This is a genomic window from Marinobacter sp. S0848L (assembly GCF_023016065.1).
Lineage (GTDB): Bacteria > Pseudomonadota > Gammaproteobacteria > Pseudomonadales > Oleiphilaceae > Marinobacter.
On sequence record NZ_JALKAQ010000007.1, the window covers coordinates 113,078 to 129,498 of the forward strand.

Sequence of the window (16,421 nt, forward strand, 5' to 3'; positions counted from 1 at the left end):
AATTACAAACGCATCGGCATGACAACGTACATACAACCGTTATCGTTTTCGGCTTCGATCAATGCGCTGCTGTTCGGGTTCGACAAGGTCACTTTCACCTGAGCATCAGTGAGCGCATTCATCACATCGATCAGGTAGCCTACATTAAAACCGATCTGAAGGGATTCGCCCTGATAGTCCACAGGCAGCGCGTCTTCGGCCTGTTCCTGATCCGGGTTGTTGGCAAAGACTTCAAGCTGCCCGGGTTTTAGATTCAAACGCACACCACGAATATTTTCGTGGGAAAGAATGCCAGCACGCTGCAGAGTATTTTTCAGTGTGGCCCGGTCCGCCAAAACCACTTTGTCACCACCGCGCGGAATAACGCGGTTGTAGTCCGGGAACTTTCCTTCAATCAATTTCGAGGTAAAGGTGTAAGAACCGACCGTTGCCCGCAGATGATTATCACCGATCACCAAGGTCACGGGTGATTCATCGTCATCGAGCAAGCGCGCCAATTCCAGAATACCTTTACGCGGCACGATCACCTGTCGCGGTTCCTGGCAGCCAGTTTCCATATCAAAGTGCGCCAACGCCAATCGATGGCCATCGGTCGCAACCGTGCGTACATGACCGGCATCCACTTCCAACAACAAACCGTTCAGGTAATAACGTACGTCTTGCTGGGCCATGGCAAATGCCGTGGCATCCAACATGCGGCCGAGCTCTTTTTGCGGAAGCTCCAAACGGAAACTTTCAGGCTCGTCTTCGACGTTGGGAAAATGTTCCGCCGGCAAGGTAGACAAAGTGAAATGCGAATTCCCGGCACGAACGTGCAGCCGATCGCCTTCCTGAGCCAGATCGATTGGTGCTTCATCACCCAAGGCGCGGCAAATATCGGCCAGCTTGCGCGCGGGAACCGTGATTCTGCCAGGCTGATCAACGTGCACCGGCGTAACACGGCCAACCAGCTCAACTTCCATGTTGGTACCGGTGAGGGTCAAGGTGTTGTCTTCCGCTTCCAACAACACGTTCGACAGAACCGGCATGGTTTGTTTCTTTTCCACAACGCCAGCAATACTTTGCAGCGGAGTGAGCAGGGATTCACGGCTGATTGTCAGTTTCATGGCACTCGGCTTCAATTATCGGAAGTGAATGTTATTAACTTGCCACCCTTCACATCAGGTGGTCAGTAATCTCATAAAGTTTTGGTAGTCTTCCCGGATGCCCGGATCGGTTTCCTGGAGTTCTCGAATCTTCTTGCACGCATGCAACACCGTGGTGTGGTCGCGTCCGCCAAAGGCATCGCCGATTTCCGGCAAACTGTGATTGGTCAGCTCTTTGGACAACAACATCGCCACTTGCCGAGGACGGGTGACGGTGCGGGTACGGCGCTTCGACAACAGATCCGACACTTTGATCTTGTAATACTCCGCCACCGTTCGTTGAATATTGTCCATACTGACTTGCTTCTCATGCAGAGCAAGCAGATCTTTCAGACTTTCCCGGATAAAAGGAGGGGTAATCTCCGAACCCGTAAAGTGAGCATTCGCTATCACCAAACGCAGTGCACCTTCAAGCTCTCGAACGTTCGAGCGTATTTTCTGTGCGATAAAAAACGCAGCTTCGCTACTCAGTTTTACGTTCGCCTGATCCGCCTTTTTCATCAGAATCGCCACCCGGGTTTCCAGCTCCGGTGGCTCAACCATCACGGTCAATCCCCACCCGAAACGGGACTTCAGACGCTCTTCCATATCCACGATTTCTTTCGGGAAACGGTCACAGGTGACGATCACTTGCTGACCACCTTCCAACAGCGCGTTAAAGGTGTGGAAAAACTCTTCCTGAGAGCGTTCTTTACGGGCGAAAAACTGGATATCGTCAATTAACAGCGCATCCACCGAACGGTAATAACGCTTGAACTCGTTTATGGCGTTCAGCTGCAGGGCTTTAACCATATCCGCCACAAATCGTTCCGAACGCAGGTACGCGACTTTCGCCCTCGGGTTGCGGCGAACGATTTCGTTCCCGATCGCATGCATAAGGTGGGTTTTACCCAAACCAACGCCGCCGTACAAAAACAGAGGGTTATAGGCTCCCCCGGGATTCTCGGCCACCTGCATGGAGGCGGCTCGGGCCAACTGGTTCGATTTACCTTCTACAAAGGTATCAAAGGTGAAGGTTTCGTTCAGAAAGCTCTGATGTTTAATGTCGCCCTCTACCTGCACTGACCGGCGTTGGCTGCTCGTGGGGGTTGAGGCTGGCGCCGGCACTGGTGGTGGAGTAGCCGGCTCACTGGGTTCGAGGTTTCGTTGCACAGCCGTCGCGGCTACACTCTTTTCTTCCTCAGTTACCGCATGGCCGGTTTCATCCACTTCCGGAACCGATCTTTCCACGGTTTCATCCGGCTTAGGCGCAGAGCCAACCTTCATCTGAACCCTGGGCGCCTGCCCACCGTTCAGATCTTTTAAGACTTCTTCTATACGCCGAAGGTATTTTTCATTGACCCAATCCATAACAAAGCGGTTGGGAGCGAACAGCATCAACAACCCATCACGGTGATCAGACTGAAGAGGCCGTAACCAGGTATTAAATTGTTGTGCGGGAAATTCATCCCGAAGTACTTCAAGACATTGATGCCACATACTATTAGGCAAGACAGCCTGCTCCCAACTACCCGATTGTGCTCTCAACGGGGAAAACTCACGCCCGTTATTCAAGATGACCCCGAATTCTACCCCGCCCGGCACGCTAGGAAAAGGGCACCCTTCTAGGTAATGAACACCCTGTGGAAACAATTAAACTACGCTTTCAAGCTCTTACAGACATATCTACAAGCTTGTGTACAGAAATTGTCTAAAAAATAGTTATTCACAGTACGTTGTGTACAGCCGGGGTAGAGCCCTGTGTGAAAGCTCTGCACCGACCGATGTATAACTCGGGCGAAATCCTGAAAGTGCACTTGTTCACATTCCCTCTTGGTCTTACCCACAGGGCTTAACCCCAAGTGTCACAAGCCTTATCATTAACGCAACTATCTGGGTTTATTGCGCTTTTTAGGCTTGTCCACAGAAAACAAGGTGCGTAATAACAGTAATAATTAATCTTTAAAAGAAATTTAAAAGAACCTAATACATTTATTATTCGTCGTTGTGGTATCTACCCACACAGAAAACTTGGTCAGCCAGACAGTCTTCGATTGATCTTCCCCTCAGATTTGACTAGAATGCCGCTCCTGTTTCAGCTGTCTATTTTGCAGCCAGTTACAAATTTCAATTTACGATTTGTGAGAACATCATCATGAAAAGAACATTCCAACCGAGCGTCCTGAAGCGCAAGCGTGTTCACGGCTTCCGTGCCCGTATGGCGACTGCTAATGGCCGTAAGGTGATCTCCCGTCGTCGTGCCAAAGGCCGCGCACGTCTGTCTGCGTAAGCTGATTTCTGCCTCATGAAGGCTTTGACGTTTCCAAAATCCGCTCGGCTGCTTAAGCCTGCAGATTACGGCAAAGTCTTTGATGACGTGCAGCTGAAGGTTCCGCACAGGAATTTTCTGATCCTGGCTGCCCCGAATAACCTCGGTCACGCCAGGGTCGGTCTGATTTTCTCCAAGAAAAACTTGCGTCATGCCGTTCAAAGAAACCGCATAAAACGCCAGGTTAGGGAAACATTCAGATTGCAGCAGGATTTGCCAAGCCTCGATATTATCGTTTTAGGCCGGCAAGGGCTTGATAAGCTTGAAAACCCCGATGTTCGTTCCTCTTTGAACGACATTTGGCGCAGGGTGAAGAAAAAATATCGCCAGGTTGCCATTACCCAGTCGGATGCTAACGCTCAAGGCAACGAGTAATGCGTCAACTTCTGCTGTTACCGATACGATTCTACCAATACGCTATCAGTCCCATGATGGCTAGCCATTGCCGACACACTCCTACCTGTTCACAATACGCCGTCGAGGCTATTCAACATCATGGAGCACTAAAAGGCAGCTATTTAGCCGGTGCACGCTTGTTGAGGTGTCATCCATGGGGGGATGCCGGGTATGATCCGGTACCAGGCACTGAATCGAATGGGAATACAGCCCCTGAAATGACAGCTAGCCCAACAGAAACGCTCCCATCCACTACTCAGACCAGACACTAAGTTTATGGATATTCAACGCATCGTTTTGTTTGCCGGTCTTGCGATTGTCAGTTATCTGATGGTGCTAGCCTGGAACGAAGATTATCACCAACCACAAACTGAACAGGTGGTTCAGGCCGAAACGCAGACCAACAGCAATCAGCCTGCAGACAGCATGGTGTTACCTGAGAGTGGATCGTCCAGTAACAGTGCTGATGAGTTTTCAACTCCGGAAACCGGTGGCGTTGCATCCGTAGCTACTGCAGCCGATGAAAATGTAAGAAATCGTTTCATTACTGTAAAAACCGATGTCTATAACCTGAAAGTGGATCGTATCGGCGGGAACATCGTTGAAAGCTCACTGCTCGATTACGATGAATCACTGAACAGTGAACAACCATTAAAACTGCTGTCCAACACCAATAACCGCACCTATTTCCTCGAAAGTGGTTTAATCGGACGGGATGGCCCTGACGGTCGCAGCGCAGCCAAACCCCCGGTCTTCGAAGCAGCAGCCAATGAATTTGTTCTCGAAGAAGGCAGCAATGAGCTGACTCTGGATCTCAACTTCACCACAGATGCCGGCGTTAAAATCACCAAACGCTACGAGTTCAAGCGTGATAGCTACCAAATTGGTGTGCGTTATCTAATCGACAACCAGTCAGACAGCGCCTGGCAGGGTAACTTCACCGGTAAAATTGTTCGGGATCAGGCACCGGACCCTACTTCCCAAGCCAGCATGGGTATCAAAGCCTATCTGGGTATGGTGATGAGCACACCGGAAGATCCGTATGAAAAATACGACTTCGATGACCTCAAAGAAGCACGCATCAACGAATCTGTCACCAACGGCTGGTTGGCGTTTTTGCAGCATTATTTCATTACCGCTTGGGTACCCGATGCCGAAACCCCGGCCCAGTTCCAGACAACCCGGCGCGGACCTTTGCACGTAATGGGCTTCGTTTACCCAGCAACCACCGTAGCTGCGGGTGAAACCACCGAAGTGGGTGCAACCGCCTATGTCGGCCCCAAAATCATCGACCGACTGGAGGCTTTGGCGCCGAATCTGGACCGTACCGTCGATTTCGGATGGTTATTCTTCATCTCGCTGCCGTTGTTCATCATTCTGGAATGGTTCTACGGTCTTGTGGGTAACTGGGGTGTCGCTATTATCCTGTTGACAGTTCTGGTTAAAGCAGTGTTTTTCCACCTTTCTGCTACCAGCTACCGTTCAATGGCGAAAATGCGTGCCGTTGCACCGCAACTGACCCGCTTGAAAGAACTGTATGGCGACGACCGCCAGCGCATGTCCCAGGAAATGATGGCGTTGTACAAGCGGGAGAAAATCAATCCGCTGGGTGGCTGTTTGCCGATTCTGGTGCAGATGCCGGTGTTCATTTCGCTGTACTGGGTACTGTTCGAGAGTGTTCAGCTTCGCCACGCACCGTTCATGCTGTGGATTCAGGATTTGTCCCAGATGGATCCGTATTTCATCTTGCCAATCCTGATGGGTGCCAGCATGTTCATCCAGATGAGCCTGAACCCGACACCGCCCGATCCTATGCAGGCCAAGATCATGAAGCTGATGCCGCTGATCTTTACCGTCTTCTTCTTGTGGTTCCCGGCGGGTCTGGTTCTGTACTGGCTGGTGAACAACATTCTTTCAATCTCGCAGCAGTGGTACATTACCCGCAAGATTGAAGCGGAAACCGCCGGCAAGAAATACTGACTCGTTAGTATTTCTGACCCGACAAAGGCTCCCTTGCGGAGCCTTTGTCAGTTCTAGTCAGGAAAGAAATTATGCAGCCAGCTACCGACACCATCGCCGCTATTGCCACCGCACCAGGCCAAGCCGGGGTGGGTATCGTCCGGGTTTCCGGCCCGAAAGCCTCGGCGATTGCACGCGCCATGTTGGGGTTTGACCCCAAACCGCGGTACGCGCACTTTGGTCCGTTTCTGGATACTCAGGGTGAACTGATCGACGAGGGAATCGGCCTGTACTTCCCGAATCCTCATTCGTTTACTGGCGAAGATGTGTTCGAGCTGCAAGGTCACGGCGGTACGGTGATCCTTGATCTGTTGCTGCGCGAAGTCTGCAATCTGGGCGCACGACTGGCTCGCCCCGGTGAGTTCTCCGAACGAGCATTTTTGAACGACAAGCTCGATTTGGCTCAGGCCGAAGCCATCGCCGACCTAATTGAAAGCAGCTCTGAACAAGCCGCCCGCTGTGCTGTTCGTTCCATGCAGGGGGTGTTTTCCCGGCAGATTGATAACCTGGTTGAAGCCGTTACTCATCTGCGCATCTATGTGGAAGCGGCCATTGATTTTCCAGAAGAAGAAATCGATTTCCTGGCCGATGGCAAAGTCGCCACCGACCTCGATGACCTGTTACAGCGTGTGGAAAAGATTCTTTCGGAAGCCCAGCAGGGCACCATTCTCCGGGACGGCATGAAAGTGGTGATCGCCGGTCGCCCGAACGCCGGAAAATCCAGTTTGCTCAATGCCTTGGCGGGGCGCGAAGCGGCCATCGTGACGGCGATCGAAGGCACCACCCGGGATGTACTCAGGGAACATATCCACATTGATGGCATGCCGCTGCATATCATTGACACCGCCGGGCTTCGCGACAGCCCGGACGAAGTTGAGCAGATTGGTATTGCCCGCGCCTGGGATGAAATCCGCCAGGCCGACCGTATTCTCCTAATGGTCGATGCCACCACCACGGATAAAACCGAACCCCACGAAATCTGGCCGGATTTTATCGACCAGCTACCCAAGAATGCACCGGTTACGGTGATCCGAAACAAAGTGGATTTGTCGGGTGAACAAGTGGGTATCCGTGACGAATCCGGGCGAGTTGCGCCGGTTGTTCGGCTGGCGGCTAAGGAAGCGGAAGGGCTGGATATTCTGCGGGAACACCTGAAAGCCTGTATCGGTTTTGCCAGCACCACCGAAGGTGGCTTTTTGGCGCGCCGCCGGCATCTCGACGCTTTGGAGCGCGCCCGGGATTCACTGGTGCAAGGGCAATCCCAGTTACAAGGCTACGGAGCCGGGGAGTTGTTGGCCGAAGATTTGAAAGCTGCGCAAGACTCGCTGGGCGAAATCACCGGGCATCTGACGCCGGATGAGCTACTGGGCAAAATCTTCAGCTCGTTCTGTATCGGCAAGTGAGACGACCAACGCCCCACAGGATTTAACTTAACGATTCGTCCAGGAAATCCAGCAGCATCCGCACTTTTGGGGATAAGTGACGGTTATGTGGATAAATCGCCCAGATGCCATCGTCGGCTTCTTGATAATGTTCCAGCAAGCTCATAAGTTTTCCACAGGCCAATGAGGGCTGAACGTAGTAGTCGGGTAGTTGCACGATCCCGATGCCCTTCAGAGCGGCATCCAGCAGTGCCCAGCCGCTGTCACACTTCATATTGCCTTTGATGCGGACGTTGTGGGGTTTGCCTCTGTCCTGAAACCGCCAGTAATCCAGATTACCTTGCAAACAGTTGTGTTGTTCCAGTTCCGATAGTGAGTGAGGCACGCCGTAGGTGGATAAATAAGCGGGCGAGGCACACACGTACAACGTTCGTGACGACAACCGCTTGGCCATCATGGATGAATCCTCCAGTTTTCCAAGCCGAATCGCCAAATCGTAACCGCCACCGACCAGATCCAGCTTCTGGTTCGTCAGATTCAGTTGCACCTCCAACTCCGGGTAGCGCAGGATAAAATCGTTCACCAAGGGGGCAATGACCTTCTCGCCATAGGTCACCGGTGCGGTCAGCCGTAATTTTCCCTTGGGTATAAGTTGCAGGTTGGTCATCGCTCGCTCGGCTTCTTCCAAGCCATCCAGTACCTGCCGGCAATATTGGTAATACGTCTGGCCCGCTTCCGTTACCGAAACCTTGCGGGTGGTGCGATACAGCAGTTTGGTCGAAAGCCGGGATTCCAGTGCGCTGACCTGACGGCTGACTTGTGCCGTTGAAATGCCCAATCGTTTTGCCGCCGCGGTGAAACTTTCGGCTTCCGCGACCGCCACAAACTCACTGACCCCTTCCCAAATAAACATGTTCAGTTCCTTGCGTTACGACTTGGGTGAGCTTAGATACAAGATGCCGCCAGCAAACAAAATACGGTTCATTGTTACTATACAGTAAAGGTGATTTGCTTAGTGAGTTGATTATCTATCTTAAGAATAATAATACAATGATCCCATCAACATGGCAGAAGAACCTGCCGAAGCCCGACAAAATCTGGAGTACACAACATGACTCAGACCATCAAATCTAAAGCCGCTATTGCCTGGGGCCCGAAACAACCTCTGTCCATTGAGGAAGTGGATGTGATGCCGCCTCAAGCTGGCGAAGTACGTATCCGGGTGATCGCCAGCGGTGTGTGTCATACCGATGCGTTTACCTTGTCTGGCGAAGATCCCGAAGGCATTTTCCCGACCATTCTCGGCCACGAAGGCGGCGGTATTGTTGAGTCGGTAGGCGAAGGCGTTACAAGCCTGAAAGTGGGTGACCACGTTATTCCGCTGTACACCCCTGAGTGCGGCGAATGTAAATTCTGCACCTCTGGTAAAACCAACCTGTGCGGGAAGATTCGTGAAACCCAGGGCAAGGGCCTGATGCCAGACGGCACCACTCGTTTCTCGTTGAACGGCGAGCCGATCTATCACTACATGGGTTGCTCAACCTTCTCCGAGTACACCGTACTGCCCGAGATTTCTCTGGCAAAAGTGAACAAAGAAGCGCCATTGGAAGAAGTGTGCTTGCTCGGTTGTGGCGTAACCACCGGCATGGGTGCGGTGATGAACACCGCCAAAGTAGAAGAGGGCGCTACCGTGGCCATCTTCGGTATGGGCGGCATCGGCCTGTCGGCGGTGATTGGTGCCACCATGGCTAAAGCCAGCCGCATCATTGCCATCGACATCAACGAGAGCAAATTTGAGCTGGCCCGTCAGTTGGGCGCGACCGACTGCATCAACCCGAAAGATTACGACAAGCCGATTCAGGAAGTGATCGTAGAACTGACCGACGGCGGTGTGGATTACTCCTTCGAGTGCATCGGTAACGTGGACGTAATGCGTTCAGCCCTGGAATGCTGCCACAAAGGCTGGGGTGAGTCGGTGGTTATCGGTGTTGCGGGCGCCGGCCAGGAAATTTCCACGCGTCCGTTCCAACTGGTGACCGGTCGGGTCTGGAAAGGCTCTGCCTTTGGTGGCGTGAAGGGCCGTTCCGAGCTGCCGGGCATCGTTGAGCGGTACATGCAAGGTGAATTCAAGTTGAACGATTTCATCACCCACACCATGGGGCTGGAAGATATCAACAAGGCGTTCGATCTGATGCACGAAGGCAAGAGCATCCGTACCGTTATTCACTTCGACAAGTAATGAAATCTGGTCGCCCGCCAGTCAGGCGGGCGACCGTTTTGTTGAGAGGTTGCAATGACTATTGAAAATCTGAGCAGTAATAAAAGTTTTGGTGGTTGGCACAAGCAGTACAGTCATCACTCCGAGACCCTGAACTGTTCGATGCGGTTTGCTATCTACCTGCCGCCGCAGGCCTCCAATGGCAAAAAGGTGCCAGCGCTGTATTGGTTGTCCGGGTTGACCTGCACCGATGAAAACTTCATGCAGAAAGCCGGTGCCCATCGCATGGCTGCCGAACTGGGCGTCGCCATTATTGCCCCGGACACCAGCCCCCGCGGGGACGATGTCGCCGATGATGAAGGCTACGACTTGGGTAAGGGCGCCGGGTTCTATGTAAATGCGACTCAGGAACCCTGGAGCAAGCATTACCGGATGTACGATTACGTGCTCAACGAATTACCGGCACTGATTGAAGATATGTTCCCGGTGAGCGATCAGCGTTCCATCTCTGGCCACTCGATGGGCGGGCATGGTGCATTGGTACTGGCATTGCGAAATCCGGAGCGTTTTCAGTCTGTTTCGGCGTTCAGCCCGATCAGTAACCCGGTCAATTGCCCGTGGGGTAAGAAGGCCTTTGGCGCTTACCTCGGTAAAGACACCGCCAGCTGGGCCGAGTACGACGCCAGCTTTCTGATGCAAAAGGCGAGCAAGTTTGTGCCGGCGTTGGTCGACCAAGGCGAAGCGGACAACTTCCTGACCGAGCAGTTGAAGCCGGAAATGCTGGAAGCCGCTGCCAAACAAAGTGGCTATCCGCTGGAACTGAACCGGCATGAAGGGTACGACCACAGCTATTACTTCATCGCCAGTTTTATTGAAGAGCACCTTCGCTTCCATGCGAAGTATCTAATCGGCTGATAAATTTACCCTCCCCCTGAAGTTTTTTTGGGGGAGGGTATAAAAAATGCTTTTATATATTTTTATATTAAATACGAATTAAAAAAATAAATTTATTGTTCGCTGTAATAAGCAGAAATATCAGCAATATCCTCATCAGACAAATTCACCGCCTGGGGTGTCATTACTGCTGACATTCCACCCGATCGCTGTCCTTCACGATACGCTTTCAAAGCCATATCCAAATAGGCTGCCGGCTGGCCCGCAAGATTGGGATAAATACCAGCTGTCGCTTGCCCATCAATACCGTGACAAGCCGCGCAGGTACTGATCTTTTCTGCACCGGCCGCTGCATCGGCCGCCATAACAGGTAACGTAACCCACGCCATAATAATATATATTATATATATTGCTTTCATGTGATCCCCTCCTAATAAAATCACCACGTAAGACAATAGATTAATAGCTTAGAATTAAGCCGTTTAAAAATATTGTTATCAATCGACAGGCGTTCATCAGTCATTAAAAAATGATATGAGTCAACTTACGCTCAAGGATCCTTTGAAATAAGTAGTAGACCGGACCTTTAATTATGGTTCTTGTGCTAACTTTAAGAAGGAAAGCCATCAACGTTCACACTATCGGATGATGACAATTGTCGAGATGAGGAGAGAGTCATGGGAATGTGGAAGCTGAAGCGCCGCGATTTCCTTAAGGGGTTGGGGGCCACGGGTACCGGTGTGATGCTGAGTGGTAACGTCTGGGCGTTGAACCGGCTAGAGCCAGTCGAAGATACCTTGGCCACTGAATACCCCTACCGTGACTGGGAGGATCTGTATCGTAACGAATGGACCTGGGACCACGTGGGTCATGCGGCTCACTGCATCAACTGCATGGGTAACTGCGCCTGGGATGTATACGTCAAAGACGGCATTGTCATTCGTGAAGAGCAAATTGCCAAATACCCGCAAGTGCACGAGAACATACCCGATGCCAACCCTCGGGGTTGTCAGAAAGGCGCGATTCACTCCACCTCCATGTACGAGGCCGATCGCCTGCGCTATCCGCTGAAGCGCGCGGGTGAGCGAGGCGAAGGCAAATGGCAGCGAATTTCCTGGGATCAGGCCACAGAAGAAGTGGCCGATAAAATCATCGACATTTTTGTCAATCACGGCCCCGGCAAGCTGAAAACCCACCAGGGTTCTGGCAACCAGACCATGGTGCGCCAGTCTGGCCCCGCACGTTTTGCAGCCTTGGTAGGGGGCATCCAGCTCGACGGCTTTACAGTGGTGGGGGATCTGTTGACCGGCGCTCACCTGGCCTATGGCAACCCCCTGGAAAGCTTCACCTCCGATGCTTGGTTTGATGCCGACTACATCATGCTGGGCATGATTAACCCCAACGCTACCCGTATTCCTGATGCCCATTACATCTGGGAAGCCAAATACAATGGTGCACGCATCACCAGTACGGCACCGGATTACAACCCAAGTGCCATCCACACCGATTTGTGGATGCCCATAAAACAGGGTTCGGATCCGTTTCTGGCCATGTCGTTCGTGAACGTGATTATTGAAGAAAAACTGTTTAAACCGGCGTTTATGAAAGAACAAACAGACCTGCCCATGTTGGTTCGTCTGGACAACGATCAGTTACTCCGGGAGTCTGACCTGGTTGAAGGCGGTTCCGAGGAAGTGTTTTACCACTGGGATCTGAACACCAATAAGGCGGTGAAAGCCAAAGGTTCCATGGGGGACGATGAGAAAACCCTGAAACTCGGTGATGTGGATCCTGCTCTGGAAGGCACCTTCGAAGTCGACGGCATCAAGGTGACGACCTCGTTCGAGCACGTGAAGAAAGAAGCGGCGAAACACACGCCGGAGAAAAATCAGAAACATACAGGCATTCATCCGGATATTGTGCGGCAGGAAGCCCGCCATCTGGCCAAGGCCAAGAAAGCCATCGTCATGCTGGGCTATATCACCTCAAGCTACTCCAACTGCTTGTATACCTGTTGGGGTTACGCCCTGAGTCTGGCGTTGACCGGGCACGGCGGCCGCACGGGTGGTTTGGACACCTCCTGGGTGGTCTGGAGTCACCCACGCTGGAGTGAGCTGGCCGGCTTTGAAGGTAAGAAATCGGCCCGCCTGGAGCCGGGTGGGTTGGGTGAATTCCTGCGCGGCGGCATGATGGAAGGCGCCCGCAAGCATTACGACAACAAAAAACTGAAGGAGCGTGTTGGCTTCGATCTCGATGAGATGGAAGAGATGATGAACGAGTCCATGGAAAAGGGCTGGATGCCGTATTACGGCGAAATCAAAGGCATGATTTCGATTGCGGACAACACCTTCCGCCGCAACAAAATGAGCCACAAGTACCGCGAAGAGCACCTGCGTCAGGCGGAGGAGCTATACGTCAACATTAACGTGCGCATGGATTCCACCGCAGAGTGGGCTGACTACGTGCTGCCTGCGGCCAGCCACTACGAAGCCTGGGATATCCGTACCCAGGGATACCACCGCTTCGCCAACGTGTTTACCCGTTCGGTGGAGCCGGTGGGCGAGTCCAAGCCCGATTGGGAAATCATGGCGCTGCTCACCAAGAAGATCCAGGAGCGAGCCATTGCCCGCGGTGTAGGCCCGATTCAGGATGGTGACGTAACCCGTGATCTGCACACCATTCACGACGACTTTACCCGTCAGGGCACGCTGAACACAGACTACGATGTGCTCAAGCACATCATTGAGGATTCTCCGGAGTTCGGTGGTGTCACCATTGAAGAGGCCACTGAGAAAGGCTTCATCGTGATGAACGAGCACGCGGGTCTGAACCAGCCATTGAAACCGGATGAAGGTTACAACCCGTTCACTGCGCAAACCGATGGCAAGAAGCCTTATGACACCTTGACCGGCCGTATCACCTTCTACTGTGATCACCCCTGGTTCAAGAAACTGAAATCCACTGTGCCCACCGCACGTTTGTATGCCGGGCCAGAGGCGTCCAATTATCCGCTGAAATTCTATTCACCGCACTCCCGTTGGGCGATCCACTCCAACTGGCGCAGCAATAAGTACCTGCTGCGGCTGCAGCGTGGTGAACCGAATATCTACATCAATCCACAGCTGGCCGAGAAAAAAGGCATCAAAGACGGTGATACGGTGCGGCTATTCAATGCCAACGGTGACTTTTTTGCTCAGGCCAAGTTCTATCCGAGCATTCCGGTGGACTCGATCATGATGGAGCACGGCTGGGAGCCGCATCAGTATATTCAGCGCAGAAACATGAACGTTTCCCACGCGGTATTTTTACAACCCTTGGAGTTGGCGGGCGGCTGGGGCCACCTGAAGTTTATTTACGCCATGTGGAATGCCAACCAGCACATTCATGAAAGCAGCTACGACATAGAGCTGGCCAAGGCAGAAGACATCACCGACCCACGGGCCGTTTAAGGGGAGATAATCATGACTGTTAAACGCCAGCTCAGCATGGTCCTGGATCTGAACAAATGCATTGGCTGCCACACCTGTTCCGCAGCTTGCAAACTCATGTGGACCAACCGCAACGGCCGTGAGTTCATGTACTGGAACAACGTGGAATCCCAACCGGGTAAAGGCTATCCACGGGACTACGAAAACATGGGGGGCGGTTTTGATGCCGAGGGTGCCTTGCGCCTTGGCCGTCAGCCCAGCCAGGAAGATTACGGTATTCCGTGGGAATACAATTACGAAGACGCCCTGATGACCGGCACCGACCCCTGGCTGCGCCCCAACGTAAAGCCCACCTGGGGTGCCAACTGGGACGAAGACGAAGGTGAGGGCGATTACCCCAACAGCTACTACTTCTACCTGCCGCGCCTGTGTAACCACTGCGCCAACCCGGCGTGCCTGGCGGCCTGTACCCGTAACGCCATCTACAAGCGCCAGGAAGACGGCATTGTACTGGTGGATCAGGAGCGCTGCCGGGGCTATCGCTACTGCGTAAACGCCTGTCCGTACAAGAAAATCTACTTCAACGAGCAGATTTCCAAATCCGAGAAGTGCATTTTCTGCTACCCGCGCATTGAAAAAGGCCTGCCCACCGCCTGTGCCCAGCAGTGTGTGGGGCGGATTCGCTGGATAGGCTACCGCGACGACGAAGAAGGCCCGATTCACAAGCTGGTGGAGAAGTACAAAGTGGCCTTGCCGCTGCACGCAGAATGGGGCACTCAGCCCAACGTATTCTATGTGCCGCCCCTGTCGCCACCCAAGTTCGGTGAAAATGGCGAACAACTGGCTGAATCCCGGATACCGCTTTCCTATCTGGAAAGCCTGTTTGGCCCCCGTACTGGCGAGGTTCTGGACACACTGCAAGCAGCCCGTCAGGCGAAAGCCCATGGTGAGGGCAGTGAGCTTATGGACATCCTGATTGGTTACAAACACGCTGAAATGTTCAAACTGAGCTGAGGCCGGGAGAAAGGAAATGACGCAATTAGCAGCGCCAGCGGCCCGGCAGCATGAGTTTGAAACGGCTGAGGCTCGTGGAGCGGTTTATCGCCTTGCGGCTGTGGCACTGGGTTACCCCATGGAAGAAACCTGGGAAGCATTGGCCGATGGGCGCCTGCAAGGGGCGCTCAGCGAGGCCTGGCAATCACTGGGAGGAGACTCCTGGCCACAGTTTGATGCAAGCCCCGATGCAGAGGCCCTGCAAGTGGGCTACATGGCCACGTTTGTTCATGGCAAACGGGGCAAACCCCGGGTGCCCTTGGTGGCCAGTGCCTACAACAGCTTGGTTGGGGGGCTAACTCCCGGTGCCTATCTGTTGAATGTTCAGGCGTTCTATACACACTTCGGGCTGACCGCCGCTGTGGACGATGAAGGCCACAAAGATCAGCCTGATCACTTATTAGCGATGCTGGAGTTTTGTGCATTGCTTTGCCATCTCGAGGCGAATGCCCTGGAAAACCAGTGGGATGCATCGCCTTACCGGCGAGCCCAAAGGGATTTTCTGGTTCGTTATCTCAGGCCGCTTTTGCAAGCCATCCGCGCCAAATACGCTCAGGAAGATCAGCACGGTCTGGATGCCAATCTGGCACATCTCGTGAACGTGCTCCCGGACTGGACTCTGGCTCAACAGCGGGCATTGGAGCATCAGGTAGGGCCATGTCCTGAAGAGGGTGCACGAAAGATCGGTACCGAAGCCGGCAGCCAAACCATGTGGGATTGACCCCAACCGATTAGCATGAGGAACCACGCCATGACATCGAAACCTATTGCAAATGGCCCTTTGGTAAATCGCATCAGCCGGTTTAAGGGGTTGATCACCTTGGTGGCTTGTATGGCGGCGAGCCCCTACGCATTGGCGGATCACAGCGACAGAAACCCGAACGTGAGTGAAGTAAAAGCCTGGGATACAGTGAAAGTCTCGCGTATTCCTGATGGCATTTATTTGCGAACCGAAAACGATCCGGATGATCTGATTTGGGATCGTTTGCCAAAGTACCGAACCAATTTGTTACCAGCTCCGCCGGTTCATCAGTCTGTTGGTTTGCGATTTGAAGAAGGCTCAACCCGGGGCAAGCATGTTTATTTTCAGGTGGCCCGTTCCGATGAGCGGCTCTACCTACGCATGCACTGGAAAGACCCCACTGAAGACCGTGCGACCACTGTGGATAAATTCGGTGATGGCGTGGCGGTGCAGTTCGCACTAAACGATGCAGATACCTCGTACATGATGGGGTCTGGTCATGAGAACCCGGTGAACATCTGGTATTGGCGCGCCGGCGCACCCGCGGTTGAGAATCTTGCTGCTGGGGGGTATGGCAGCACCACCCGTTTGCCGAAACAGAGTGTGCATGGTGGCAGTGCCTACTTTACCAGCGACGTTCCAGAGAAAAGGGAATGGCAGGTGGTGATGTCGCGGCCCTTCGAGTCGGATGGTGAACACGAAGTGAATTTTGATCGTGAAACAGTGCCGATGGGATTTGCCATATGGCAAGGTAGTGACAATGAGCGCGATGGTAACAAGCGTGTCACCCATACCTGGATACTTCTGGACACCCGCCTGGACAACGATAACTAAGG

At 53.0% G+C, this 16,421-nt stretch carries 15 protein-coding genes; 11 read left to right on the forward strand and 4 right to left on the reverse strand.

Translation table 11 applies throughout. The annotated features are described in order from the left end of the window. Positions 1 to 2 precede the first annotated feature (2 nt). A complete protein-coding gene (gene dnaN / locus MWU64_RS10580; RefSeq protein ID WP_247064186.1) occupies positions 3 to 1,106 on the reverse strand; it encodes a DNA polymerase III subunit beta in 1,104 nt (367 codons plus the stop codon). 54 nt (positions 1,107 to 1,160) lie between these two features. Beyond that, entirely contained in the window at positions 1,161 to 2,636 is a 1,476-nt protein-coding gene (dnaA, locus tag MWU64_RS10585) for a chromosomal replication initiator protein DnaA (protein WP_247064188.1), read from the reverse strand. 643 nt (positions 2,637 to 3,279) lie between these two features. On the opposite strand from dnaA, the gene rpmH reads away from it, so the two are divergent. From rpmH to mnmE, 5 genes are all read left to right on the forward strand, one after another. Further along, positions 3,280 to 3,414 (forward strand): 50S ribosomal protein L34, encoded by a 135-nt coding sequence (gene rpmH, locus MWU64_RS10590; RefSeq protein ID WP_008172542.1) that lies wholly within the window; start codon positions 3,280 to 3,282, stop codon positions 3,412 to 3,414. A gap of 15 nt (positions 3,415 to 3,429) precedes the next feature. After that, positions 3,430 to 3,828 carry a ribonuclease P protein component gene (gene rnpA / locus MWU64_RS10595; protein WP_247064190.1) on the forward strand — a complete coding sequence of 133 codons (399 nt, stop codon included), beginning with the start codon at positions 3,430 to 3,432 and terminating at the stop codon, positions 3,826 to 3,828. After that, on the forward strand, positions 3,828 to 4,121 hold the full coding sequence (gene yidD / locus MWU64_RS10600) for a membrane protein insertion efficiency factor YidD (protein ID WP_247064193.1): 294 nt from the start codon (positions 3,828 to 3,830) through the stop codon (positions 4,119 to 4,121). Before rnpA ends, yidD begins: the two co-directional genes overlap by 1 nt. Before the next feature lie 4 nt (positions 4,122 to 4,125). Beyond that, positions 4,126 to 5,829, forward strand: a complete 1,704-nt coding sequence (gene yidC, locus MWU64_RS10605; protein WP_247064195.1) for a membrane protein insertase YidC — start codon at positions 4,126 to 4,128, stop codon at positions 5,827 to 5,829. Positions 5,830 to 5,900: 71 nt separating this feature from the next. Further along, the gene (gene mnmE / locus MWU64_RS10610; protein ID WP_247064197.1) at positions 5,901 to 7,271 is read left to right on the forward strand and encodes a tRNA uridine-5-carboxymethylaminomethyl(34) synthesis GTPase MnmE; all 1,371 of its coding nucleotides are present in this window, start codon (positions 5,901 to 5,903) and stop codon (positions 7,269 to 7,271) included. Between the two features lie 22 nt (positions 7,272 to 7,293). On the opposite strand, the gene MWU64_RS10615 is transcribed toward mnmE, so the two are convergent. Beyond that, positions 7,294 to 8,163 carry a LysR substrate-binding domain-containing protein gene (locus MWU64_RS10615; RefSeq protein ID WP_247064199.1) on the reverse strand — a complete coding sequence of 290 codons (870 nt, stop codon included), beginning with the start codon at positions 8,161 to 8,163 and terminating at the stop codon, positions 7,294 to 7,296. Positions 8,164 to 8,361: 198 nt separating this feature from the next. Between MWU64_RS10615 and MWU64_RS10620 the strand changes: the two genes are divergently transcribed. Both MWU64_RS10620 and fghA read left to right on the forward strand, forming a co-directional pair. Next, entirely contained in the window at positions 8,362 to 9,489 is a 1,128-nt protein-coding gene (locus tag MWU64_RS10620) for an S-(hydroxymethyl)glutathione dehydrogenase/class III alcohol dehydrogenase (RefSeq protein ID WP_247064201.1), read from the forward strand. Positions 9,490 to 9,543: 54 nt separating this feature from the next. Continuing rightward, on the forward strand, positions 9,544 to 10,383 hold the full coding sequence (gene fghA, locus MWU64_RS10625) for an S-formylglutathione hydrolase (RefSeq protein ID WP_281496329.1): 840 nt from the start codon (positions 9,544 to 9,546) through the stop codon (positions 10,381 to 10,383). Between the two features lie 92 nt (positions 10,384 to 10,475). Here the strand turns inward: fghA and MWU64_RS10630 are convergent, their stop codons facing one another. Continuing rightward, entirely contained in the window at positions 10,476 to 10,781 is a 306-nt protein-coding gene (locus MWU64_RS10630; protein ID WP_247064204.1) for a cytochrome c, read from the reverse strand. A gap of 258 nt (positions 10,782 to 11,039) precedes the next feature. On the opposite strand from MWU64_RS10630, the gene MWU64_RS10635 reads away from it, so the two are divergent. From MWU64_RS10635 to MWU64_RS10650, 4 genes are read left to right on the forward strand one after another with little or no spacing between them, the layout of a single operon-like run. Beyond that, a complete protein-coding gene (locus MWU64_RS10635; RefSeq protein WP_247064206.1) occupies positions 11,040 to 13,811 on the forward strand; it encodes a molybdopterin-dependent oxidoreductase in 2,772 nt (923 codons plus the stop codon). 12 nt (positions 13,812 to 13,823) lie between these two features. Next, positions 13,824 to 14,804, forward strand: coding sequence for a 4Fe-4S dicluster domain-containing protein (locus MWU64_RS10640; protein WP_247064208.1), 981 nt, complete (start codon positions 13,824 to 13,826; stop codon positions 14,802 to 14,804). Between the two features lie 16 nt (positions 14,805 to 14,820). Then, positions 14,821 to 15,564, forward strand: coding sequence for a molecular chaperone TorD family protein (locus MWU64_RS10645; protein ID WP_247064210.1), 744 nt, complete (start codon positions 14,821 to 14,823; stop codon positions 15,562 to 15,564). Between the two features lie 30 nt (positions 15,565 to 15,594). Then, the gene (locus MWU64_RS10650; protein WP_247064212.1) at positions 15,595 to 16,419 is read left to right on the forward strand and encodes an ethylbenzene dehydrogenase-related protein; all 825 of its coding nucleotides are present in this window, start codon (positions 15,595 to 15,597) and stop codon (positions 16,417 to 16,419) included. The last annotated feature ends 2 nt before the right edge of the window (positions 16,420 to 16,421 follow it).